This is a genomic window from Burkholderia sp. AU6039, from assembly GCF_002223365.1.
In the GTDB taxonomy this organism is placed as follows: domain Bacteria; phylum Pseudomonadota; class Gammaproteobacteria; order Burkholderiales; family Burkholderiaceae; genus Burkholderia.
Window position 1 is genome coordinate 704,541 of record NZ_NKFK01000003.1, and the last position, 23,394, is coordinate 727,934.

General features: G+C 67.2%; 18 protein-coding genes. 13 read left to right on the plus strand and 5 right to left on the minus strand.

Features of this window, described 5'->3' with window-relative positions:
• Positions 1 to 91 precede the first annotated feature (91 nt).
• The 11 genes from CFB39_RS06000 to CFB39_RS06065 all read left to right on the plus strand — a co-directional run bounded on the left by CFB39_RS06000 (position 92) and on the right by CFB39_RS06065 (position 12,785).
• The gene (locus CFB39_RS06000) at positions 92 to 781 is read left to right on the plus strand and encodes an ABC transporter permease (RefSeq protein ID WP_011351455.1); all 690 of its coding nucleotides are present in this window, start codon (positions 92 to 94) and stop codon (positions 779 to 781) included.
• Positions 778 to 1,491: an ABC transporter permease gene (locus tag CFB39_RS06005; RefSeq protein ID WP_011351456.1), complete on the plus strand. Its 714-nt coding sequence runs from the start codon at positions 778 to 780 to the stop codon at positions 1,489 to 1,491. Before CFB39_RS06000 ends, CFB39_RS06005 begins: the two co-directional genes overlap by 4 nt.
• Positions 1,492 to 1,511: 20 nt before the next feature.
• Positions 1,512 to 2,312 (plus strand): ABC transporter ATP-binding protein, encoded by an 801-nt coding sequence (locus tag CFB39_RS06010; protein WP_039348269.1) that lies wholly within the window; start codon positions 1,512 to 1,514, stop codon positions 2,310 to 2,312.
• A gap of 22 nt (positions 2,313 to 2,334) precedes the next feature.
• Entirely contained in the window at positions 2,335 to 3,378 is a 1,044-nt protein-coding gene (locus tag CFB39_RS06015; protein WP_089424883.1) for a GlxA family transcriptional regulator, read from the plus strand.
• Positions 3,379 to 4,411: 1,033 nt separating this feature from the next.
• Positions 4,412 to 5,644, plus strand: a complete 1,233-nt coding sequence (locus tag CFB39_RS06030) for an aspartate aminotransferase family protein (RefSeq protein WP_089472432.1) — start codon at positions 4,412 to 4,414, stop codon at positions 5,642 to 5,644.
• Between the two features lie 30 nt (positions 5,645 to 5,674).
• Positions 5,675 to 6,727, plus strand: a complete 1,053-nt coding sequence (gene aruF, locus CFB39_RS06035) for an arginine/ornithine succinyltransferase subunit alpha (protein ID WP_089439583.1) — start codon at positions 5,675 to 5,677, stop codon at positions 6,725 to 6,727.
• Positions 6,724 to 7,770, plus strand: a complete 1,047-nt coding sequence (astA, locus tag CFB39_RS06040) for an arginine N-succinyltransferase (protein WP_089472433.1) — start codon at positions 6,724 to 6,726, stop codon at positions 7,768 to 7,770. The genes aruF and astA overlap by 4 nt, the downstream gene beginning before the upstream one ends.
• 7 nt (positions 7,771 to 7,777) lie before the next feature.
• Positions 7,778 to 9,241 (plus strand): succinylglutamate-semialdehyde dehydrogenase, encoded by a 1,464-nt coding sequence (gene astD / locus CFB39_RS06045; protein ID WP_089472434.1) that lies wholly within the window; start codon positions 7,778 to 7,780, stop codon positions 9,239 to 9,241.
• Between the two features lie 14 nt (positions 9,242 to 9,255).
• Positions 9,256 to 10,596 carry an N-succinylarginine dihydrolase gene (astB, locus tag CFB39_RS06050; protein WP_047850485.1) on the plus strand — a complete coding sequence of 447 codons (1,341 nt, stop codon included), beginning with the start codon at positions 9,256 to 9,258 and terminating at the stop codon, positions 10,594 to 10,596.
• Entirely contained in the window at positions 10,580 to 11,635 is a 1,056-nt protein-coding gene (astE, locus tag CFB39_RS06055; protein ID WP_089472435.1) for a succinylglutamate desuccinylase, read from the plus strand. Before astB ends, astE begins: the two co-directional genes overlap by 17 nt.
• Positions 11,636 to 11,990: 355 nt before the next feature.
• On the plus strand, positions 11,991 to 12,785 hold the full coding sequence (locus tag CFB39_RS06065) for an ABC transporter substrate-binding protein (RefSeq protein ID WP_043182082.1): 795 nt from the start codon (positions 11,991 to 11,993) through the stop codon (positions 12,783 to 12,785).
• Between the two features lie 141 nt (positions 12,786 to 12,926).
• Here the strand turns inward: CFB39_RS06065 and CFB39_RS06070 are convergent, their stop codons facing one another.
• Positions 12,927 to 14,426 (minus strand): HDOD domain-containing protein, encoded by a 1,500-nt coding sequence (locus CFB39_RS06070; RefSeq protein ID WP_089472436.1) that lies wholly within the window; start codon positions 14,424 to 14,426, stop codon positions 12,927 to 12,929.
• A 27-nt stretch (positions 14,427 to 14,453) separates the two neighbouring features.
• Positions 14,454 to 16,196 (minus strand): bifunctional diguanylate cyclase/phosphodiesterase, encoded by a 1,743-nt coding sequence (cdpA, locus tag CFB39_RS06075; RefSeq protein WP_206150870.1) that lies wholly within the window; start codon positions 16,194 to 16,196, stop codon positions 14,454 to 14,456.
• Between the two features lie 279 nt (positions 16,197 to 16,475).
• Here cdpA and CFB39_RS06080 point away from each other — a divergent pair, with 279 nt between their 5' ends.
• Positions 16,476 to 17,027: a peroxiredoxin gene (locus CFB39_RS06080; protein ID WP_089430805.1), complete on the plus strand. Its 552-nt coding sequence runs from the start codon at positions 16,476 to 16,478 to the stop codon at positions 17,025 to 17,027.
• Positions 17,028 to 17,113: 86 nt separating this feature from the next.
• Here CFB39_RS06080 and CFB39_RS06085 read toward each other — a convergent pair whose 3' ends face one another.
• Entirely contained in the window at positions 17,114 to 17,743 is a 630-nt protein-coding gene (locus CFB39_RS06085) for an NAD(P)H-binding protein (protein ID WP_089472438.1), read from the minus strand.
• A 269-nt stretch (positions 17,744 to 18,012) separates the two neighbouring features.
• On the opposite strand from CFB39_RS06085, the gene CFB39_RS06090 reads away from it, so the two are divergent.
• Positions 18,013 to 19,509: an NYN domain-containing protein gene (locus CFB39_RS06090; protein ID WP_089472439.1), complete on the plus strand. Its 1,497-nt coding sequence runs from the start codon at positions 18,013 to 18,015 to the stop codon at positions 19,507 to 19,509.
• 87 nt (positions 19,510 to 19,596) lie between these two features.
• Here the strand turns inward: CFB39_RS06090 and CFB39_RS06095 are convergent, their stop codons facing one another.
• Together CFB39_RS06095 and CFB39_RS06105 are read right to left on the minus strand one after the other, a co-directional pair.
• Positions 19,597 to 19,980, minus strand: coding sequence for a VOC family protein (locus CFB39_RS06095; RefSeq protein WP_089472440.1), 384 nt, complete (start codon positions 19,978 to 19,980; stop codon positions 19,597 to 19,599).
• Positions 19,981 to 20,084: 104 nt separating this feature from the next.
• Positions 20,085 to 23,393: an efflux RND transporter permease subunit gene (locus tag CFB39_RS06105; RefSeq protein WP_089472442.1), complete on the minus strand. Its 3,309-nt coding sequence runs from the start codon at positions 23,391 to 23,393 to the stop codon at positions 20,085 to 20,087.
• Position 23,394 lies beyond the last annotated feature (1 nt).

The following is a 23,394-nucleotide window of genomic DNA, read 5'->3' on the forward strand; positions in this document are numbered from 1 at the left end:
TGAGGCAATCAATTTCGCTTGCGACTATCCGCGTCAGCCCGGCGCGGGACAGGCAGACGCGTCGGCATCCATTCCAACTCTGGAGACGCGCGTGTTCCTTTACGGCTTTGGTCCTGTCCTCTGGGCCGGCACCGTGCAGACCATCGAGCTGTCGGTGCTGTCGCTCGCCACTGCGGTGGCGCTGGGGCTGATCGGCGCGGTGGCGAAGCTGTCGCACAACCGGGTGCTGCGAGCGATCGCGACCGGCTATACGACGCTGATCCGCTCGGTGCCCGATCTCGTCCTGATGCTGCTGTTGTTCTACAGCATCCAGATCTGGCTGAACCAGTTCACCGACTTCGTCGGCTGGGACCAGATCGACATCGACCCGTTCGTGGCCGGCGTGCTGACGCTCGGCTTCATCTATGGCGCGTACTTCACCGAGACGTTCCGCGGCGCGTTCCTGTCGGTGCCGCGCGGCCAGCTCGAAGCCGGTGCGGCGTACGGGATGAGCGGCGCGCGCGTGTTCGCGCGGATCATGTTTCCGCAGATGATGCGCTTCGCGCTGCCGGGGATCGGGAACAACTGGCAGGTGCTCGTGAAGGCCACCGCGCTGGTGTCGATCATCGGCCTCGCGGACGTCGTGAAGGCCGCGCAGGACGCCGGCAAGAGCACGTTCAACATGTTCTTCTTCATCCTCGTCGCGGCGCTGATCTATCTCGCGATCACGACCGTTTCCAACCTCGTGCTGATCCAGCTCGAGAAGCGTTATTCCATGGGCGTGCGGCACGCAGATCTATGATCGAAATTCTCCAGGAATTCGGCCAGGCGTTCCTTTACTGGGACGGCCAGCGCCTCTCCGGCCTCGCGGTGACGCTGTGGCTGCTCGTCGCGTCGATTTCGCTCGGCTTCGTATGCGCGGTGCCGCTCGCGGTTGCACGCGTGTCGAAGAACAAGTGGGTGTCGACGCCGGTGCGGTTCTACACGTACGTGTTCCGCGGCACGCCGCTCTACGTGCAGTTGCTGCTGCTGTACACGGGCATGTACAGCCTCGAGTTCGTGCGTTCGCACTCGCTGCTGGACGCGTTCTTCCGCAGCGGCTTCAACTGCGCGATTCTCGCGTTCGCGCTGAACACTTGCGCATACACCACGGAGATCTTCGCGGGTGCGATCCGCGCGATTCCGCACGGTGAAGTGGAGGCTGCACGGGCGTACGGGATGTCGCCGTTCACGATGTACCGCCGCGTGATCCTGCCGTCGGCGCTGCGCCGCGCGCTGCCGCTGTACAGCAACGAGGTGATCCTGATGCTGCACGCGACGACTGTCGCGTTCACCGCGACCGTGCCGGACATCCTGAAGGTCGCGCGTGATGCGAATTCCGCGACCTACATGGCGTTCCAGTCGTTCGGGATCGCCGCGCTGATCTATCTTGCGGTATCGTTCGCACTCGTCGCGGCGTTTCGCCGCGCGGAGCGCCACTGGCTTGCGTATCTCGCGGCCGCCCGTCATTGAATCACTTCGAGGAGAGCCAGTTGGCCGAGATCACTCAAACGAGCGCTGCCGCTTCCACCAAGCTTGCCGCGGTCGACATTCACAAGCGCTACGGTGACAACGAAGTGCTCAAGGGCGTGTCGCTGAACGCGAAGGCCGGCGACGTCATCAGCATCATCGGCGCGAGCGGCTCGGGCAAGAGCACGTTCCTGCGCTGCATCAATTTTCTCGAGCGGCCGAATGCGGGGCAGATCGTCGTCGACGGCGAGGCCGTGCGCACGAAGACCGACCGCGCCGGCGCGCTCGAAGTCGCCGATCACAAGCAGCTGCAGCGCATCCGCACGAAGCTCGCGATGGTGTTCCAGCACTTCAACCTCTGGGCGCACATGAACGTGCTCGAGAACGTGATGGAAGCGCCGGTGCACGTGCTCGGCATTTCGAAGAAGGAAGCCGAGGAGCGGGCGCGCGAGTACCTGGAGAAGGTCGGCTTGCCGCCGCGCGTCGAGAAGCAGTATCCGTCGCATCTTTCGGGCGGCCAGCAGCAGCGCGTGGCGATTGCACGGGCGCTCGCGATGCATCCGGACGTGATGCTGTTCGACGAGCCGACGTCGGCGCTCGACCCTGAATTGGTGGGCGAAGTGCTGAAGGTGATGCAGAAGCTCGCCGAGGAAGGCCGCACGATGATCGTCGTCACGCACGAGATGGGTTTCGCGCGCAACGTGTCGAACCACGTGATGTTCCTGCATCAGGGGCGGACCGAGGAAGAGGGCGATCCGAAGGAAGTGCTGGTCCGCCCGCAGAGCGAGCGGCTGAAGCAGTTCCTGTCGGGCAGTCTCAAGTAACGCGACAGGGCAGGTTTCGACCGTGGTACCGGTGTCTCGTCCCGCAGGCGCCACCCGCACGACGCAGGTGGCGATCGTTGCATTGCCGCCCGTGTCGATGTCGGGCGTGGGTCCGATCGTCGATGCGCTGAATCTCGCGAACGAGATCGACGGGCGGCTGCTGTATCGGTGGCAGGTGTGTTCGTGGGACGGGCGGCCGGTGCCGCTCGCCGGCGGCGCGCAGTGGCATGCCGATGCGGCGTTCAACGATGCGATCGCGTGTGACTGGGTGATCGTCGTGTCGGAGCGGTTTCAGCAGTTTGCCGACTATCGGTTGTTTCTCGCGAGTCTCGCGAGGGTGGGGCAGCGGACGCCTGTCGTGACCGGTATTCATCATGGCGTGTGGTGGCTGGCCATGGCCGGGCAGCTTTCCGGGTATCGCGTGAGCGTGAACTGGGAGACGTATCAGCAGTTCGCCGAACAGTTCGAGCGGTCGATCGTCACGCAGCAGATCTTCGAGATCGATCGCGATCGGGCTACCTGTGCGGGTGGGCAAGCCACCGTTGACTTCATGCTGGCCATGATCGGCCGGGAACATGGGCCGGATCTCGCGGAAAGGATCGCCGATGCGCTCGGCGCCGGGACTTTGCGCAGCGGCGAGGAGCGGCAGCGGATTCCTTTCGTGACTGCGCCGGGCGAGCGGCATCCTCGGTTGAATGATGCTTTGCTTTTGATGGAAGCCAATGTCGAGGATCCGTTGACCACCGATGAAATCGCCGAGCTCGTTGGCGTGTCACGCCGGCAACTGGAGCGGCTCTTTCGACAGTATCTCGGGGCGATGCCCTCCAAGTATTACCTCAATCTTCGGTTGCTCAAGGCTCGGACTCAGTTGCAGCGGACTAGCAAGTCGGTTGTGCAGGTTTCTCTCGCCTGTGGGTTCTCTTCTGCTGCGCACTTTTCTAACGCGTATCGCGAAAGGTTCGGGGTCACGCCTCGGGAGGATCGGAGAGCCTGGCTCGAGAAGCAAACCGGGGGCGGCGGCGAGCCTCGGGGTGGGGCGCTTGTCGAGCGCGGGGATAAGGGGTGATTTGGTTTTTTTTGGGTGGTTCGCTTGCGGGTTTCGTGAAGCACCTGTTGTCTTGTCGGTCTATTAGCGTCGCCCCTGCGCGGGGCGGCGGTTACTTTTCTTTGTCTTGCCAAAGAAAAGTAACCAAAAGAAAGGCGCTGTGAGAACGCAAGACCTCCCGGTGCCGTAGTGCGCGGAGTGGTTCGCACCTAAGTGTCCGCGCCAGTCACGAACACGGAGTGGTTCGAGCAATGGTTCTGACATCCTCCACTACCCAACAGAGCGGTATACCGCCCGCTAGCTCCATCCTCGCTACGCTCGGCTGCAAGGTACTTCACGTCGCATTGCTTCACTTGCGTGCTTCTGCTGGCGATGCATCAGCAAACCACCCAACCCTCTTTTCTCACATCATTCGTACCTATCGGACTGCTTGCCATTGGTGAGTGTTTGATAACGTCGTGAGCACGTAGGTGCGTGCTGCGTCCCTTTTTCCTGGCGAATGAGGGCATGCCTTGATTCGCTGAATTCGGGGTGCTCGCGAGCGATTGCTGGAACTGATTGACCTCAGATGTTACTAGAGGGGGTGTCCCTGTCGGCCGAGCGTAGCGAGGGCGGAGCTAGCGGGCGGTATACCGCTCTGTCGGGTAGTGGGAGGTGTCAGAACCATTGCTCGAACCACTCCGCGCTCTAGACTGGCGCGGACACTTAGGCGCGGTCCACTCAGAGTGCCATGGCACCGGGAAGTCATGCGTTCTCACGGCGCCTTTCTTTTGGTTACTTTTCTTTGGCAAGACAAAGAAAAGTAACCGCCGCCCCGCGCAGGGGCGACGCTAATAGACCGACAAGACAGCAGGTACTTCACGCCAACCACAAGCGAACCACCCAAAAAGCCTCAAAATACGCCCACCAAAACCGAAGCCCCCGCCCGGAAGGGCAAAACCAAACCGCACTATCCGCTTCCGATAGAACCCGTCGCAATTCCGCAAGACGCTTGCGTCACCCTTACCTAAACTTGATCCTGTTGAACCCTCTTACGAAACCGAAAGGAACGACCATGACGACCTCGACCGTGACCCGCCAGACATTCGATGAAGTGATGGTGCCGGTATTTTCCCCCGCGCCGTTCGTGCCGGACCGTGCAGAGGGCTCCCGCGTGTGGGACACGGCCGGCCGCGAGTACATCGACTTCGCGTGCGGTATCGCGGTAACGTCGCTGGGCCACGGCCACCCGGAACTGCTGAAGGTCCTGGACGAACAAGGCCGCAAGCTCTGGCACATCGGCAACGGCTACACGAACGAGCCGGTGCTGCGCCTCGCGAAGCGTCTCGAATCGCTGACTTTCGCCGACCGCGCGTTCTTCGCGAACTCCGGCGCGGAAGCGAACGAAGCCGCGCTGAAGCTCGCACGCCGCGTCGCGTTCGATCGCCACGGCGCCGACAAGGCAGAAATCATCTCGTTCGTGCAGTCGTTCCACGGCCGCACGTTCTTCACGGTCAGCGTCGGCGGCCAGCCGAAGTACTCGGAAGGCTTCGGCCCCGTGCCGGCCGGCATCAAGCACCTGCCGTACAACGACATCGAAGCCGCGAAGGCCGCGATCGGCCCGCAAACCTGCGCCGTGATCGTCGAGCCCGTGCAAGGCGAAGGCGGCGTGATCCCGGCCGATCCGGCGTTCCTGAAGGCGCTGCGCGAAGCATGCGACGCGCACGGCGCGCTGCTGATTTTCGACGAAGTGCAAACGGGCGTCGGCCGCACGGGCCAGTTCTACGCTTACATGGATACCGGCGTCACGCCGGACATCCTGACGACCGCCAAGGCGCTCGGCAACGGCTTCCCGATCGGCGCGATGCTGACGACGAACGAACTCGCTGCGCACTTCAAGGTCGGCGTGCACGGCACGACGTACGGCGGCAACCCGCTCGCATCGGCAATCGCCGACAAGGTCGTCGAACTGATCGGCGACCCGGCGCTGCTCGAAGGCGTGCGCGAACGCAGCGTGCGCCTGAAAGGCGCGCTCGAGCGCATCAACGCGCGCTTCGGCATTTTCAAGGACGTGCGCGGCAAGGGCCTGCTCGTCGGCGCGGAACTCACCGCGGCATTCGACGGCCGCGCGAAGGACTTCGTCACCGCCGCCGCGGAAAACGGCCTGATCATGCTGATCGCCGGCCCGAACGTGCTGCGCTTCGTGCCGTCGCTGGTGATCCCGTTCGACCTGCTCGACGAAGGCATGAAGCGCTTCGAGAAGGCAGTCGAGCAAGTGCTCGCCGCCCAGGAAGCCACCGCGCGCTGATCGGCGCACCCATCGCAGACAGGAACGACGATGCTATTTGTTCGCCCCGGCAAACTCACGGATCTCGATGCGCTCGCGCACATGGCGCGCACCGCGCAGCCGGTCCTGCACTCGCTGCCGCACGACCGCGCGGCGCTCGAAGCACGCGTGGCGCTCTCCGAAGATTCGTTTCGCGCGGACGTCGACTTCGCCGGCGAGGAGTTCTACCTCTTCGTGCTCGAGGATTCGTCGACCGGCAAGCTGCTCGGCACGGCGAGCATCGTGGCCGCAGCCGGTTACTCGGAGCCGTTCTATGCGTTCCGCAACGACGCATTGATCCACGCGTCGCGCGAGCTGCACGTGAACCGCAAGATCCACGCGCTCACGATGTCGCACGAGCTGACCGGCAAGAGCCGGCTGGCGGGCTTCTACGTCGATCCGTCGCTGCGCGGCGACGCGGCCGCGCACCTGATCTCGCGTGCGCGGATGATGTACATCGCCGCGAACCGCCGCCGCTTCACGCCGGAAGTGTTCACGCTGCTGCTCGGCGTGAGCGACGGCAATGGCGCATCGCCGTTCTGGGAAGCGGTGGGCCGCAAGTTCTTCGGCCGCGACTTCACCGACGTCGACATCGCGTCGGGCGGCCGCAGCCGGACCTTCATCGCGGAAGTGATGCCGGCGTATCCGCTCTACGTGCCGCTGCTGCCGGAAGCCGCGCAGCGCGTGCTCGGCGAGCCGAACGAATCGGCGCTGCTCGCGTACGACATCCATCTCGAGGAAGGCTTCGAGCCCGACCGCTTCGTCGACATCTTCGACGCGGGCCCGGTGCTGACCGCGCAGGTCGACCGCACCGCGTGCGTGAAGCACGGCGCCGAGCGCACCGTGCGCGAGGCCGCGCACCAGCAGGGCGATGTCGCCTACATGGTGTCGACGGGCAGCGGCGAATCGTTCCGCTGCGTGCTGGCCGACCTGCCGGGCGAGGCGGGTGACGCGCCGCTCGCCGGCGACGTGCGCGCGGCGCTCGATGTGAAGGATGGCGATGTCGTGCGCTGCGTGCCGCTGCACCGCCGCGACGATGAAGATTTGAAGGGAGACGCAGCATGATCGTCGTTCGGGTCGTACAAACGGGCGACGTCGACGCGCTCGTGTCGCTCGCGAAGGAAACCGGGCCGGGCCTGACCACGTTCAAGCCCGACCGCGACGCGCTCGCCGCGCGCATCGAGCGCACGCGCCGCACGCTCGCGGGCGAGGCGGCGGCCGGCGAGGCCGGCTACTTCTTCGTGATGGAAGAATCGAAGACGGGCGACATCGCGGGCGTGTGCGGGATCGAGACGCAGGTCGGTCTCGAACAGCCGTTCTACAACTACCGCGTGAGCACGGTCGTGCACGCGAGCCAGGAGCTCGGCGTGTGGACGCGGATGTCCGCGCTGAACATCTCGCACGACCTGACCGGTTACGCGGAAGTGTGCTCGCTGTTCCTGAGCCCGCGCTATCGCACGGGCGGCGTGGGCGGCCTGCTGTCGCGCTCGCGCTTCATGTTCATCGCGCAGTTCCGCGAGCGCTTTCCGGAACGCATCTGCGCGGAACTGCGCGGCCACTTCGACGAGGACGGCACGTCGCCGTTCTGGCGCGCAGTCGGTTCGCACTTCTACCAGATCGATTTCAACGCGGCCGACTATCTGAGCTCGCACGGCCGCAAGTCGTTCCTCGCGGAATTGATGCCGCGCTATCCGGTGTACGTCGACCTGCTGCCGCAGGACGCGCAGGACGCGGTCGGCCTCACGCACCGCGACACGCTGCCGGCCCGCAAGATGCTCGAGGCGGAAGGGTTGCGTTACCAGAATCACGTCGACATCTTCGACGCGGGCCCCGTGCTCGAATGCCACGTCAACGACCTGCGCACGGTGCGCGAGAGCGTCGTCGTGCCGGTCGCGATCGGTGTGCCCGATGCACGGGAAGACGCGCGGGGCGGCCATCCGCCGAAGTCGCTCGTGTCGAACACGTCGCTCACCGACTTCCGCGTCGGCGTCGCGCCGGGCGTGGTCGCGAACGGCGCGTTCGTGCTGTCGGCCGACGACGCCGTCGCGCTCGACGTGAAGGCCGGCGATCCGGTGCGCGTGCTGCCGCTCAAAGTCAAACAGGGATAAACGAATCATGACGGAACTCTTCATCGACGGCGCCTGGGTCGCAGGCTCGGGCCCCGTGTTCGCTTCGCGCAACCCCGGCACCGACGAGATCGCATGGCAGGGTGAAAGCGCGTCGGCGGCCGACGTCGATCGTGCGGTCGCCAGCGCGCGCCGCGCCTTCGCCGGCTGGTCGGCGCTCGACTTCGAATCGCGCTGCGCGATCGTCAAGCGTTTCGCCGCGTTGCTCACCGAACGCAAGGAAGCGATCGCGACCGCGATCGGCCGCGAGACGGGCAAGCCGCTGTGGGAAGCGCGCACGGAAGTCGCGTCGATGGCCGCGAAGGTCGGCATCTCGATCCAGGCTTACCAGGAACGCACCGGCGAGAAGCGCCAGGACATGGCCGACGGCGTCGCGGTGCTGCGTCACCGCCCGCATGGCGTGGTCGCGGTGTTCGGCCCGTACAACTTCCCCGGCCACTTGCCGAACGGCCATATCGTGCCCGCGCTGATCGCCGGCAATGCAGTCGTGTTCAAGCCGTCGGAGCTCGCACCGGGCGTCGCGCGTGCGACGGTCGAAGTGTGGAAGGAAGCGGGGCTGCCGGACGGCGTGCTGAACCTCGTGCAGGGCGAGAAGGACACGGGCATCGCGCTCGCGAACCATCGGCAGATCGACGGGCTGTTCTTCACCGGCAGCTCGGATACCGGCACGCTGCTGCACAAGCAGTTCGGCGGCCGTCCGGAAATCGTGCTCGCGCTCGAGATGGGCGGCAACAACCCGCTCGTGATCGGCGAAGTCGAGGATATCGACGCGGCGGTCCATCACACGATCCAGTCGGCGTTCCTGTCGGCCGGCCAGCGCTGCACGTGCGCGCGCCGCATCTTCGTGCCGCAGGGCACGTTCGGCGACCGCTTCCTCGCGCGCTTCGCCGACGTCACGTCGAAGATCACGGCCGACGTGTTCGACGCCGATCCGCAGCCGTTCATGGGCGGGGTGATCTCGGCGCGTGCCGCGGCGAAACTCGTCGACGCGCAGTCGCGCCTGATCGAGCAGGGCGCGAAGCCGATCATCGCGATGACGCAGCGCGATCCGCGCCTCGGCTTCGTGAACGCGGCGATCGTCGACGTGACGGGCGTCACGAACCTGCCGGACGAAGAGCACTTCGGCCCGCTCGCGCAGATCGTCCGCTATGCGACGTTCGACGAAGCGATCGAGCGCGCGAACGACACGGCGTTCGGCCTGTCCGCCGGCCTGCTGGCCGACGACGCGAACGCATGGGAACACTTCCGCCGCACGATTCGCGCCGGGATCGTCAACTGGAACCGGCCGACCAACGGCGCGTCGTCCGCCGCGCCGTTCGGCGGCACCGGCCGCTCGGGCAACCATCGCCCGAGCGCGTACTACGCGGCCGACTATTGCGCGTATCCGATGGCGTCGGTGGAAAGCACGCAACTGACCTTGCCCGCGAGCCTGTCGCCGGGCCTGCATTTCTGATCGAGGGAACGACGATGAACGCACAAGAAGCCAATTTCGACGGGCTCGTCGGCCCGACCCACAACTACGCCGGGCTGTCGTTCGGCAACGTGGCGTCGCTCAACAACGAAAAGTCGGCCGCGAACCCGAAGGCTGCCGCGAAGCAGGGGCTGCGCAAGATGAAGCAGCTCGCGGATCTCGGCTTCGCGCAAGGCGTGCTGCCGCCGCAGGAGCGGCCGTCGCTGCGCCTGCTGCGCGAGCTCGGCTTCTCCGGCAAGGACGCGGACGTGATCGCGAAGGCCGCGAAGCAGGCGCCCGAACTGCTCGCCGCGGCGAGCTCGGCATCGGCGATGTGGACCGCGAACGCGGCCACCGTCAGCCCGTCGGCCGACACGAGCGACGGCCGCGTGCACTTCACGCCGGCGAACCTGTGCAGCAAGCTGCATCGCGCGATCGAGCACGAAGCGACACGCCGCACGCTGTCGACGCTGTTCGCCGATCCCGCGCATTTCGCGGTGCACGAAGCGCTGACCGGCACGCCGGCACTCGGCGACGAAGGCGCGGCGAACCACACGCGCTTTTGCGCCGAATACGGCAAGCCGGGCATCGAGTTCTTCGTGTACGGCCGCGCGGAATACCGCCGCGGGCCGGAGCCGAAGCGCTTCCCGGCGCGCCAGACCTTCGAGGCGAGCCGCGCGGTCGCGCATCGCCACGGGCTCGCGGAAGAAGCGACGGTCTATGCGCAGCAGGATCCGGACGTGATCGACGCGGGCGTGTTCCACAACGACGTGATCTCGGTCGGCAACCGCGACACGCTGTTCACGCACGAGCGCGCGTTCGTCAACAAGCAGGCGATCTACGACACGCTGACCGCCGCGCTCGACGCACGCGGTGCGCGCCTGAACGTGATCGAGGTGCCCGAGGCCGCCGTGAGCGTGAACGACGCGGTGACGTCGTACCTGTTCAACAGCCAGCTGCTGTCGCGCGCGGACGGCTCGCAGGTGCTCGTCGTGCCGCAGGAGTGCCGCGAGAACGGCAACGTCGCGGCCTATCTCGACGAACTCGCGGCCGGCAACGGCCCGATCCACGACGTGCTCGTGTTCGACCTGCGCGAAAGCATGAAGAACGGCGGCGGCCCTGCGTGCCTGCGCCTGCGCGTCGTGCTGAACGAAGCGGAGCGCGCGGCCGTCACGTCGAACGTGTGGATCAACGACACGCTGTTCGCGTCGCTCGACACGTGGATCGACCGGCACTATCGCGACCGCCTCGCACCGGAAGACCTCGCCGATCCGGCGCTGCTCGACGAATCGCGCACCGCGCTCGACGAGCTCACGCAGATTCTGCGCGTCGGCTCGCTGTATGACTTCCAGCGCTGATTCCCGCATGGCCGACGCGTTGCTCGACGACTTCCTCGCGTTCACGCTGGGCGGCCGCGCACCGTCCGCGACGGACGGCACCTGCGCCGCCGGCGCCGTGCGCTGGCAATGGCGCGGCGACGGGCTGCTCGCGCTCGAACCGGTGGCGGCCGAGGCCGCCGGCACGGCGCGCGCGAGCGTGCTCGTGTCGGCTGGCGTGCACGGCGACGAGACGGCGCCGATCGAGCTGCTGTCGATGCTCGTGCGCGATCTCGCCTCGGGCGCGCTGCCGCTCGCGTGCCGGCTGCTCGTCGTGCTCGGCAACGTGCCGGCGATGCGCGCCGGCGAACGCTATCTCGACGACGACCTGAACCGCCTGTTCAGCGGCCGTCACGCGCAGGTGCCCGACAGCCGCGAAGCACCGCGCGCCGCGCAGCTCGAAGCGGCCGCCGCCGCATTCTTCGCGGCCGCGCCGGCCGGCGCCGCGCGCTGGCACATCGACATGCATACGGCGATCCGCGCGTCGGTGTTCGAGCAGTTCGCGCTGCTGCCGCACACGGGCATGCCGCCGACGCGCACGATGTTCGAATGGCTCGGCGACGCGCGCATCGCGGCCGTGCTGCTGCATACCGCGAAGGGCAACACGTATTCGCATTTCACGGCCGAGCATTGCGGTGCGCTCGCGTGCACGCTGGAACTCGGCAAGGTGCGCCCGTTCGGCCAGAACGACCTGGCGCGCTTCGCGCCGGCCGACCGCGCGGTGCGCAAGCTCGTGTCGGGCGCCGCTTGCGAGGCCGACGCGCCGTTGCCGCGCGTCTTCACGGTGATCGACCAGATCACGAAGCAGAGCGACGCGCTCGAGCTGTTCGTCGCGGCCGACGTCGCGAACTTCACCGCGTTCGCACGCGGCACGGTGCTCGCGCAGGACGGCGATTACCGTTACACGGTGACGCACGACGAGGAGCGCATCGTGTTCCCGAATCCGTCGGTGAAGCCGGGTTTGCGCGCGGGCCTGCTCGTCGTCGATACGACCCGCGAGACGGTTGCGGCGCTCGTCTGACGTTGGCCGGTTGCGCGTGGCCGCGGCAACCCGCGGCCTGCGCCTCGCCCGGCCACCATTCCTGTTTCGAGATAATGCCCACCCGTCGTGCAGAAGGCCCGCGGGTCGCGCTTGCGTGTTTGCGACATCGTCTTGCAAGTTCGACGGGCCGCCCGGCTGACGTCGGCGCCCGCAGCGCAGCATCACGTGCCGGCGGCTGCTTTGCCATATCGGGCCGCGCGGATTGGTACAATCGCGGCCTTGCGGCTGTTGCGCCGCATCACGGCGCGGCGGCGGCATTGCCGTGGTCATCCGACCCTGCAATGATGCATGCGCCCGTAGTTCCGGAACATTCGAGTATCGAGGAGAACACCTGATGAAGTTGGATTGGCGTAAAGTGGCCGCGCACGCGGTGGTGGCGGCATCGGCCGTGGCGGCAGGCAGCGCGATGGCAGCGGATCTGAAAGAGATCCGTTTCGGCGTCGAAGCCTCGTACGCGCCGTTCGAATACAAGACGCCCGACGGCAAGCTGACCGGCTTCGACATCGACATCGGCAACGCGGTGTGCGCGAAGCTGAAGACGAAGTGCGTGTGGGTCGAGAACGACTTCGACGGCCTGATCCCGGCGCTGCAGGCGCGCAAGTTCGACGCGATCAACTCGGACATGACGATCACCGACCAGCGCAAGCACGCGATCGCGTTCACCGATGCGATCTACACGATCCCGAACCAGCTGATCGCGAAGCAGGGGAGCGGCCTGCTGCCGACCCCGCAATCGCTGAAGGGCAAGCGCGTGGGCGTGCTGCAGGGCACGATCCAGGAAGCGTACGCGAAGAAGAAGTGGGCGCCGGCCGGCGTCGAAGTCGTGCCGTACCAGACACAGGACCTGGCCTACGCCGACCTGAAGTCGGGCCGTCTCGACGCGACGTTCCAGGACGCGGAAGCCGGCTCGAAGGGCTTCCTGACGAAGCCGCAAGGCCAGGGCTTCGCGTTCGCGGGCGGTACCGTGAGCGACGCCGAGATCCTCGGTTCGGGCGTCGGCTTCGGCCTGCGCAAGAACGACGCGGCGCTGAAGACCGCGCTCGATCAGGCGCTGAAGGAACTGAAGGCCGACGGCACGATCGACAACCTCGCGAAGAAGTACTTCAGCGTGCCCGTGACGCTCAAGTAAGCGCTGCGCTCGATCGCACGATGCAAGCAAACCGGCCGCTGATGCGGCCGGTTTGTTTTTGGGGGCGGGAAATGACGAAAGACCGCGGACGACAGGAAACCGCGGACGGGGGACACCGTGCAGCAGCGGCCGGCGGCCGCGTCAGGCCGGAAAGAACCGGCCCAGTTCGCGCGCCAGCTCGTTGAGCACGGCCATCTCCTGCTGCGTGATCTTGCGCGCGGGCTGCGCGCCGGCCCAGTCGCCGTACAGCAGCGCGACGGTCGTCGTGCCGACGCGCACCGGCAGCAGCACGAACGCGCGCGTGTCGTCGAATGCGTCGAGATACCACGCGGGCAGGCGCTTGAGCATCTTCGGCTCCTGCGCCTGCTCGATGAAGATGCCGACCGAGTTCGAGATCGCGAGATGAAACACGTCCGGCTCGAAGCGCTCGTCGAAGCGCAGCCGGTCGAGCGTCGTGTCGACGCCGGGGCCGAAGCCGAGGCGCGCGGCGAACATGCCGTCGTCGTGGCGCACGAACATCACGGTGCGCGTGAACGCGAGGCCGGCCAGCAGGCTTTCCGACGCGAGCGCGAGCACCGGCGTCAGCACGTGCTCGGACGGCAGCGCACGCAGGTCCGCGAGGCCGGCTTCGAGGCATGCCTCGGGCGCGGCCTGTGCGCGCGCGATCGCATCGGCGTTCGCGCGCAGCTCGACGATCTCGCGCATCACGGTGTCGCTCGCTTCCTCGCGCGCGAGCCGCTCGGCGATCTCGACGAGCGCGTCGGATTCCATGTCGAGCTCCGCACCGTAGTGCTGCGCGAGCGCCGCGATGCGCGCGTCGCGCTGCGGGCTCGCGGGCATCACCAGCGCGCCCGCGACGTCGGTCGAGCAGCGGCTGATCGCGCGCAGCCAGCGGACGCGGTCGGCCGGGCCGTCATCGGTCGCACGGCCCGCGTCGTGATCGTCATCCTCGTTGCCGAACGCGTCGGCATGGACCACGTGGTCACGATCGGCCATCCCCGCGCGGATCACGTCGGGCAAGCGCCAGCGCGCGGCCGCCTCGAGCCCGATCTCGTCGAAGCCGACGCCGAGCACATCGATGCAGGCGGCCGCTTCGTCGCCGTTCAGCTCGGCCGCGCGACGGCGGATCCGGTCCCATTCGCTGTCGAGATAGCAGACCACGAGCAGCTTGCCGACCTGGCGCATCAGCGTGCAGACGACGGCTTCCTCGCCCGCGCGCAGCTCGGCGCGCTCGGTGAGCTTGCGCGCGACGCAGCCGGACAGCAGCGCCCGGTTCAGCTCGAGCTTCGCGTCGATGCGCCGCGGCGTACTGTGGTGGAAATGGTCGACGAGCTTGAGCCCGACGACCAGGTGGCCGACGGCGTCCATGCCGAGCACCATCAGGGCGCGGGTCACGGTCGTGATGTTGCCGCCGAACGCCATGTACATCGCGGAGTTCGCGAGTCGCAGCACTTTCTGCGTGAGCGCGAAGTCCGACAGCACGACGCGCACGAGCGCGGTGAAGTCGAGGTCGTCGTTCTTCATCGCGGCCATCGTCGCGCGCAGCGATTCCGACAGCAGCGGGAAATCGCCCCGTTCGTTCATCCGGGCCCACAGCTTGTCGAGCAATGCGGTGCGGGGCAGGTGTTCGGTGATTGACATACGGATCTGTCCGGTTCGCCGCGCGCGTCAGGCGGCGGCGTGCAGGTGCAGCTGCTGCGCCTCGAAGCGCCGCGCGAGCTCCTCGGACGGCAGCGCCTGGCAGACGAGCCAGCCCTGGATATGGTTGCAGCCCATCTCCGTCAGCAATTCGCGCTGCGCCTCGGTCTCGACGCCTTCGGCGACGAGTTCGAGATCGAGCGTCTGCGCGAGGCCGACCACCGCCGACACGATCGCGCGGTCATTGCGCGAGGTCAGCAGGTTCTCGACGAAACTGCGGTCGATCTTCAGCTTCGCGAGCGGGAAGCGCTGCAGGTACGCGAGGCTCGAATAGCCGGTGCCGAAATCGTCGATGGCGAAGCGGATGCCGAGATCGGTCAGCTCCTCGAGCAGCCCCTTGGCCTGCGCGGGATCGTGCATCAGCAGGCTTTCGGTGATTTCGAGCACGATGCGGCGCGGGTCGATGCCCGTCAGCGCGATCGCCTCGCGCACGCTCTGCGTGAAGCGCGGGTCGCGGAACTGCTGCGGCGACACGTTGACCGCCACGTACTGCAGCGCGAGCCCCTGACGGTCCCAGGCGACGAGCTGCATGCACGCGGCCTTGAGCACCCAGTTGCCGAGATAGTTGATCAGGCCGATCGATTCGGCGAGCGGAATGAAGGTCGCCGGCGGCACGAGGCCGTGCACCGGATGGCGCCAGCGGATGAGCGCCTCGACCCCGACCACCGCGCCCGACTGGCTGCGCGTGATCGGCTGGAAATGGAGCGAAAACTCGCCGTTGCGCACGCCGTCGTACAGGTCGGCCTCGAGCTTCAGCCGTTCGGCGTCGGCCGGATCGTCGACGGGGGCGTGGAACGCGAGCGCATTGCCGCCCGACGCCTTCGCCTGCGCGAGCGCGTGGTCGGCGCGGCGCAGCAGCGGGCTGTGGTGCTGCGCGCGGTGCGGCGCCGAGCGCTCGTCAGGGTAGAGCGCGATGCCGATGCTCGCGGACAGGTGCACGGTCTGCCCCTGGTACACGTAGGGCTCGCGCACCGCGGCCTGCAGCCGGCGTGCGAGTGCGTCCGCCGCATTGCTCGCCTGCGTGCGGTTCGGCGCGCCGAGCACGACCGCGAACTTGTCGCTCGCGACGCGCGCGAGCTGCTCGTTCGGCGTGACGAGCGCCTTCAGCCGCTGCGCGGTCTCGCGCAGCAGCGTGTCGCCCGCGTCGTAGCCGAGCGCGCGGTTGATCCGCTGGTAGTCGTCGAGGTCGAGCAGCAGCAGCGCCGCGCACGAGCCGTCCCCGTCGGCGGCCTGCTGCGCGCGCATCAGCGCGGGCACGAGCGCGGACAGGTTGTCGAGCCCCGTCATCGGGTCGTGGTGCATCTCGTAAGTCAGGCGGGCCTCGAGCGCGCGCCACGACGACACGTCGAACGCCGCGATCGCGAACCCGTCGACGCCGTGGTGGCGGCTCTTGAACGCGCGGATCTCGACGTCCAGCGGGTAGGTGAGCGACTTGACGATGCACATCGTCGCCTTCTCGACCTGGCCGGAACGCGCGGCGCGTGCAAGCAGGCCTTCGAGCGCCGCGGTATCCTGTTCGGCGATCAGGTCGCGCAGCGTCAGCGTGTGCAGGTAGTCGCGGTGGTAGCCGATGAAGCGCAGGCTCGCGTCGGACACGTACAGAAAGCGCAGTTCGCGGTCGACATGGGCGAGGAAATCCACCGTGCCGACCGTCTGTTCCAGCCAGTTGCGCACGGAGTCGTCGCGTCGCGGCGCACCGGCGCGCGCGGGCATCAGCGCGCCGCCCGACCAGGCGAAGCGGCGCAGCGTATGCAAGGCGCTGCGCCAGGAGCCCTTGCGTGACGTCTGTTTCCTGTTGGCTTCCATGTTTCTCGCTGACGTGAAGGGCTGGAACCGGTTGTCCGGAAGGAATAACGGCAGACTGTGCGGAATCTTTAACGGACAGGCCGCGGATGGCGTTGCCGCTGGACCGGATCGGCCACGCGGGTGTTCGACAGGCGAACGCCGGCGGGGCCTACATCGAGGCTGACTTTATAAGAAATGAGGACGCAGATGAAGCGAAAACTGTTGCTGGGCGCCGCCGTGGCGGCGCTGGTGGCCGGCCATGCGCTGATGGCGCAGGCGGAATTGAAGCCGGGTGCCGCGGCGCCCGATTTCACGACGCAGGCGTCGCTGGGCGGCAAGACTTACACGTACTCGCTCGCGGACGCGCTGAAGCAGGGGCCGGTCGTGCTGTATTTCTACCCGGCCGCGTTCACGAAGGGCTGCACGATCGAGGCGCATGCGTTCGCGGACGCGGTCGACCGTTACAAGGCTTACGGCGCGACGGTGATCGGCGTCTCGGCTGACAAGATCGACACGCTGACGAAGTTCTCGGTGAGCGAGTGCCGGAGCAAGTTCCCGGTCGCGGCCGATCCGGATGCGAAGATCATCCGGGAATACGATGCGAAGCTGCCGGCGATCGACAAGGCGAACCGCGTGTCCTACGTGATTTCGCCGGAAGGGAAGGTGCTCTACGAATACACGAGCATGTCGCCCGACAAGCACGTCGAGAACACGCTCGCCGCCGTGAAGGCGTGGGCTGACGCGCATCCGAAGCAGTAAGCGGGCGGCCCGCACGGCAAAGCGGCCCGTTGTGCGGGCCGCCGGTACGGAGCAACGCGCCGCCCGGGCGGCGGCGCGAGAGGCCGCTAGGCGCGCAATGCCTGCTCGATCGGCACGCTGCCGCCGACGAAGCCGACGATCTTGCGCGAGATGCCCAGCTTGATCGCCTCGATCGCGGCCCACGCGACATCCTGGCGCGACACGGGTGGGGCGCCATCGAACCATGCGTCGGTGAGCGCGATCTTGCCGACACCCGGATCGTCCGTGAGCGGGCCGGGGCGCAGGATCACGTAGTCGACGCCCGACGCGATCACGCGATCGTCGCCTTCGCGCTTCATCTGCGAATAGTGGCGCAGCGCGTCCGGGCCGAGTTCGGGCCGGTACGCGGACAGCGAGCTGATCACCACCAGCTTCTGCGCGTTGTAAGCCAGCGCATATTCGGCCGCGCGGGCGACCGCGTCGCGGTCGACCTGCTCCTCTTCGGCCGCGCCCTCCGATTCGGCCGAGCCGGCCGCGTAGATCACGTGTGAGATGCCCTGGAATGCGTGCGAGAAATCGTTCTTCAGGTCGGCTTCGACCACCCGTGCGCCCGCCAGCGCATAGCCGTGCCGGCGCACGAGCGCCGTGACCTCGAACTCCGGCTGCTTGAGCAGCAGATCCGCGCAGGCCTGGCCCGTTCGACCGGTCGCGCCAATCAGCAGTACCTTCGTCGTCATGAAACCGCTCCTTGCTCGATGCGTCATCCTTCCAGATAGGGACGGACGACCGATAACTCAAGTGTAATGTCGATTTGCCGATGCGGCGGGTGTGTATTAAGGGGCATACCGGCATCGGGCGTACCGGCATCGGGCATACCGGCATCGGCCGTACCGGCGGCCATTCATTCACACGGATGCGGGAATGACGCGCCGACCGGCTATCATGTGCGCGATGCATTTTTCGCCGTTACGTCATACAACGCATCGGCCCACTGGTTGGAGTACACATGGCAATACCCCTGGACAACGTCAGCATGGCCGTGTTCTGCGACTTCGAGAACGTCGCGCTCGGCGTGCGCGACGCGAAGTACGAGAAGTTCGACATCAAGCCCGTGCTGGAGCGCCTGCTGCTGAAGGGCAGCATCGTCGTGAAGAAGGCCTATTGCGACTGGGATCGCTACAAGGGCTTCAAGGCGTCGATGCACGAGGCGAGCTTCGAGCTGATCGAGATTCCGCACGTGCGCCAGTCGGGCAAGAACTCGGCCGACATCCGGCTCGTCGTCGACGCGCTCGACCTCTGCTACACGAAGTCGCACGTCGATACGTTCGTGATCATCAGCGGCGACTCGGATTTTTCGCCGCTGGTGTCGAAGCTGCGCGAGAACGCGAAGAAGGTGATCGGCGTCGGCGTGAAGAAATCGACGTCGGACCTGCTGGTCGCGAACTGCGACGAATTCATCTTCTACGACGACCTGGTGCGCGAGCAGCAGCGCGCGCTCGCGAAGCGCGAACAGCAGCAGCGTGCGGGCAACGGCGGCGCGAAGCGGCCGGACGAGCCGTCGCGCAAGCACGACATGGACGCGCGCAAGGCCGAGGCGATCGCGCTGGCGGTCGAGACGTTCGACGCGTTGGCGTCGGAGCGGGACGACGTCGGCAAGATCTGGGCGTCGGTGCTCAAGAGCGCGATCAAGCGTCGCAAGCCGGATTTCAACGAGTCGTACTACGGATTCCGCGCGTTCGGCAACCTGCTCGACGAGGCGCAGGCGCGCGGCCTGCTCGAAGTGGGGCGTGACGACAAGTCGGGCGCGTTCGTGTCGCGGGCGCGCCAGTCGGCGGCCGTGGAGCATGTCACGGCCGACGGTGAAGGCGGCGGGCACGGCGGCGCGCACCACGGCACGCGCGCGGCCGAGCCGGCGCGGGCCGGGCGCAATGCGCAACGTCGCGGGCAGCGGGCGGAAGCGGTCATGCACGAAAGCGTGCCGGTCGAGGCGGACGAGACGGAAGTGGCCGAGGTCGCCGAGGCGGCACCGCTGATGTCGTCGGCGGAAACGGTCGAAGTGGCCGAAGTGGCCGATGCGCATGGCGACGCGAAGGATGGCCGCAAGCGCGCGCGCAAGACCGCGGCGAAGAAGGCAGGCGCGAAGAAGGGTGCCGCCGCGAAGAGCGCAGGCCGTCAGGCAGCCGGGAAGCCGGACGCTGCCGGGCATGGCGCGCCGCAGCACGGCGACGACAAGCACGCGCACGGCAAGCATGCCGACGACGCGCATCGCGACGCGGCGCAGGGCGACGAGCGGCATGTCACGATGACGCACGCCGGGCCGGCGGCAGGCGATGCCGGCGGCGAGCGTGCCGCCGCCCAGCCGTCGCACGACGCGGCGCCGGCTGAAGCCCATGCCGATGCGGTTGCGCAAGCGCCGGCCGCTGCCAAGCCGAAGAAGCCGGCCCGCAAGGCCGCCCCGCGCGCGCGTCGTCCGCGCAAGACGGCGGCGGACGCTGCCGAGTAACCCGGTCGGCCGGATGCCGTCCCGGGCGGGGCGGCAGCCGCGCCACGGGTCCGGCCGGTGCAACGCCGGCCCGTCGAACTAGCCGTTCTAGCCGTTCAGCGCATAAGGCTGCGTCATCACTTCGAGGAAGTGGCCGTCCGGATCGTCGAAGTACACGCCTCGGCCGCCGTTGTGGCGGTAGATGTCATCGGGTTGCCGCTTCGCCGGATCGGCCCAGTGCGGCAGCCCGCGCTCGCGAATGCGCGCGAGCACGCGATCGAAGCCTGCTTCGTCGAGCAGGAACGCGTAATGCTGCGACGCGATCTCTCCCGACCGTTCATAAAAATCGAGCGACACGCCGTTGCCGAGCGGGACGACCAGCATCGCGCCGAACGGCGTCGGCGGCGGCAATTCCAGCAGCTCGGTGAGGAAGCGGCTCGACGCGCGCTTGTCGCGGCACCAGACGATCGTGTGGTTGAGCTGGACGTTCATGGCGGGTTCCCGGGAAGGGGACGGCGGTGGGCATGGACACACGATAGCCGATCGTCGCCGCGGTTCAGGCGCAAAAAAAACGGCCGCACGAGGCGGCCGCTTCATCACTCCCCGGCGACAGCCGGGCCGCCGTTATTCCCGCGGCGGTTGCGCCGTTTCTCGGCCCACACGCGGAAGCGGTCCATGTACAGGTAGACGACCGGCGTCGTATAGAGCGTCAGCACCTGCGACACGATCAGGCCGCCGGCGATCGCGATCCCGAGCGGCGCGCGCAGCTCGGCGCCGTCGCCGTGGCCGAACGCGAGCGGCAGCGCGCCGAGCAGCGCGGCCATCGTCGTCATCATGATCGGGCGGAAGCGCAGCAGGCACGCCTCGTGGATCGCGTCGAACGACGACTTCTGGTTGTTGCGCGTCTGGTCGATCGCGAAGTCGACCATCATGATCGCGTTCTTCTTCACGATCCCGATCAGCAGGATCACGCCGATCAGCGCGATGATGCTGAACTCGGTCTTGAACAGCAGCAGCGCGAGCAGCGCGCCGACGCCGGCCGACGGCAGCGTCGACAGGATCGTGATCGGGTGGATGTAGCTCTCGTACAGGATCCCGAGCACGATATAGACGGCCAGCAGCGCCGCGAGGATCAGGATCGGCTGGTCGTTCATCGACTGCTGGAACGCCTGCGCGGTGCCCTGGAAGCTGCCGACGATGGTCGGCGGGACGCCGACCTGCGCCATCGTCTGGTAGATCACCTGCGTCGCCTGCGACAGCGACACGCCGGGCGGCAGGTTGAACGAGATCGTCGTCGCGACGAACAGCCCCTGGTGGTTGACCGACAGCGGCGTCGTGCTCGGCCCGAACGTCGCGATCGCCGACAGCGGGATCATCGTCGACTTCGACGTCGATACCGACGCACCCGACGACGCGCTCGACTTGCCGCTCGCGGCGATCGAGTTGAGCGCCTGGTTGCGCGCGGAGTCGGACGCGATCGCCGCGGCGCTCTGCGTGGCCGTGCCGGCGCTCGACGTGCCGGCGGAGGTCGCGACGTAGGTGCCGGCCGCTGCGTTGGTGGTCTGCGAGCCGTTCGCGCTGCCGCCCGACGTGCTGATCCACACCTGGTTCAGCATCTCGGGGCTCTGCCAGTACTTCGGCGCGACTTCCATCACCACGTGGTACTGGTTCAGCGGGTTGTAGATCGTCGAGACCTGGCGCTGGCCGAATGCGTCGTACAGCGTATTGTCGATCTGCGCGGGCTTGATGCCGAACCGCGCGGCCGTCGCCCGGTCGATCGTCACCATGGCTTCCATGCCGCCTTGCTGCTGGTCGGAGTTCACGTCGGTCAGCTCGGGGCGCTTCTGCAGCGCCTCGGTCAGGATCGGCCCCCACTTGTACAGGTCGGCGCTCGAATCGCCGAGCAGCGTGAACTGGTACTGCGCGTTGCTCTGCCGGCCCCCGACGCGAATGTCCTGCGCGGCCTGCAGGAACGTGCTCGCGCCGGCGACATCCGACAGCGGGACGCGCAGTTGCTGGATCACCTGGTCGGCCGACAGCTTGCGCTCGGTGCGATCCTTCAGCGTGACGAACATGAAGCCCGAGTTGGTCTGCGTGCCGCCGGTGAAGCCCGCGACGCTCTTCACGTTCGGGTTGCTCTGCACGATGCGCATCATCTCGGAGAACTTCAGCTTCATCGCCTGGAACGACGTCGACTGGTCGGCCCGGATGCCGCCGATCATCAGCCCGGTGTCCTGCTGCGGGAAGAAACCCTTCGGCACGACGATGTACAGGTAGACGTTCAGCCCGATCGTCGCGAACAGCGTCAGCAGGATCAGGAGCGGCCGGCGCAGCGCCCACGACAGCGAGCGCTCGTAGCCGCGCTGCATGCGGCTGAAACAACGTTCCAGGAAACGCCCGAAGCGGCCTTCGTTTTGCGGGTCGTGCGACTCGGGCAGCAGGCGTGCGCACATCATCGGCGTGACCGTGAGCGACACCGCGAGCGAGACGGCGATCGCGAGCGACAGCGTCAGTGCGAACTCGCGGAACAGCCGCCCGACGATGCCGCCCATCAGCAGGATCGGCAGGAACACCGCGACGAGCGAAATGCTCATCGACAACACCGTGAAGCCGACCTCGCGCGCGCCGTCGAACGCGGCCTGCATGCGCGACTTGCCGTTCTCGATATGCCGCGAGATGTTCTCGAGCACGACGATCGCATCGTCGACGACGAAGCCGGTCGCGACGATCAGCGCCATCAGCGACAGGTTGTCGATCGAGAAGCCGAGCAGGTACATCGCGCCGAACGTGCCGATGATCGAGATCGGCACCGCGACGCTCGGGATCAGCGTCGCGCGCCAGTTGCGCAGGAACAGGAACACGACCATCACGACGAGGCTGACCGCGATCAGCAGCGTGTGCTCGGTGTCCTTCAGCGACGCGCGAATCGTGGTCGAGCGGTCGAGCACGGGCGTGACGGTGATGTCGGCCGGCAGCGACGCAGTGAGCTGCGGCAGCGCCGCGCGCACGCGGTCGATCGTGTCGATGATGTTCGCGCCGGGCGAGCGATAGAGGATCACGAGCACCGCGCGCTTGCCGTTCGACAGGCCGAGGTTGCGGAGATCCTCGACCGAATCGACGACGTCCGACAGGTCGGACAGCCGCACGGCCGAGCCGTTGCGGTAGGCCACGACGAGGTCGCGGTATTGCGACGCCTGGGATGCCTGGTCGTTCGTATAGAGCTGGTAGCGCCGCGGGCCGAATTCGATCGCGCCCTTCGGCGCGTTGGCGTTCGCGGAGGCCAGCGCCGCACGCACGTCCTCGAGGCCGATCCCGTAGTGGAACAGCGCCTGCGGCTCGAGCTCGACGCGCACGGCCGGGTTCGCGGAGCCGCTGACCGACACCTGGCCGATCCCGTCGATCTGCGACAGCGACTGCTGCAGCACCGTCGACGCGGCGTCGTACAGCTTCGCGGGCGACGAGGTCTCCGACGTCAGCGACACGATCATGATCGGCGAATCGGCCGGGTTGACCTTGCGGTAGGTCGGGTTGCTCTTCAGCGCGGCGGGCAGGTCGGCGCGCGCCGCGTTGATCGCGGCCTGCACGTCGCGCGCGGCGCCGTCGATGTCGCGGTTCAGGCCGAACTGCAGGATGATCCGCGCGTTGCCGACCGTGCTCGTCGACGTCATTTCGGACACGTCGGCGATCGAGCCGAGGTGCCGCTCGAGCGGGCTCGTCACGCTGGTCGCGACCGTTTCCGGGCTCGCGCCGGGCAGCGACGCCTGCACCGAGATGGTCGGGAAGTCGACCTGCGGCAGCGGCGACACCGGCAGCTTGACGAACGCGAACAGGCCCGCGAGCGCGACGCCGATCGCGAGCAGCGTCGTCGCGACGGGGCGGGTGATGAAGGGGCGTGACAGGTTCATT

Bases quoted from the DNA above. Each gene is read 5' to 3' on its own strand.
- CFB39_RS06105 (WP_089472442.1), bottom strand. From the start codon at position 23,393: ATGAACCTGTCACGCCCCTTCATCACCCGCCCCGTCGCGACGACGCTG.
- astB (WP_047850485.1), top strand. From the start codon at position 9,256: ATGAACGCACAAGAAGCCAATTTCGACGGGCTCGTCGGCCCGACCCAC.
- CFB39_RS06090 (WP_089472439.1), top strand. From the start codon at position 18,013: ATGGCAATACCCCTGGACAACGTCAGCATGGCCGTGTTCTGCGACTTC.
- astE (WP_089472435.1), top strand. From the start codon at position 10,580: ATGACTTCCAGCGCTGATTCCCGCATGGCCGACGCGTTGCTCGACGAC.
- astA (WP_089472433.1), top strand. From the start codon at position 6,724: ATGATCGTCGTTCGGGTCGTACAAACGGGCGACGTCGACGCGCTCGTG.
- CFB39_RS06030 (WP_089472432.1), top strand. From the start codon at position 4,412: ATGACGACCTCGACCGTGACCCGCCAGACATTCGATGAAGTGATGGTG.
- cdpA (WP_206150870.1), bottom strand. From the start codon at position 16,196: ATGCCCGCGCGCGCCGGTGCGCCGCGACGCGACGACTCCGTGCGCAAC.
- CFB39_RS06080 (WP_089430805.1), top strand. From the start codon at position 16,476: ATGAAGCGAAAACTGTTGCTGGGCGCCGCCGTGGCGGCGCTGGTGGCC.
- CFB39_RS06095 (WP_089472440.1), bottom strand. From the start codon at position 19,980: ATGAACGTCCAGCTCAACCACACGATCGTCTGGTGCCGCGACAAGCGC.
- CFB39_RS06005 (WP_011351456.1), top strand. From the start codon at position 778: ATGATCGAAATTCTCCAGGAATTCGGCCAGGCGTTCCTTTACTGGGAC.
- aruF (WP_089439583.1), top strand. From the start codon at position 5,675: ATGCTATTTGTTCGCCCCGGCAAACTCACGGATCTCGATGCGCTCGCG.
- CFB39_RS06085 (WP_089472438.1), bottom strand. From the start codon at position 17,743: ATGACGACGAAGGTACTGCTGATTGGCGCGACCGGTCGAACGGGCCAG.
- CFB39_RS06070 (WP_089472436.1), bottom strand. From the start codon at position 14,426: ATGTCAATCACCGAACACCTGCCCCGCACCGCATTGCTCGACAAGCTG.
- astD (WP_089472434.1), top strand. From the start codon at position 7,778: ATGACGGAACTCTTCATCGACGGCGCCTGGGTCGCAGGCTCGGGCCCC.
- CFB39_RS06065 (WP_043182082.1), top strand. From the start codon at position 11,991: ATGAAGTTGGATTGGCGTAAAGTGGCCGCGCACGCGGTGGTGGCGGCA.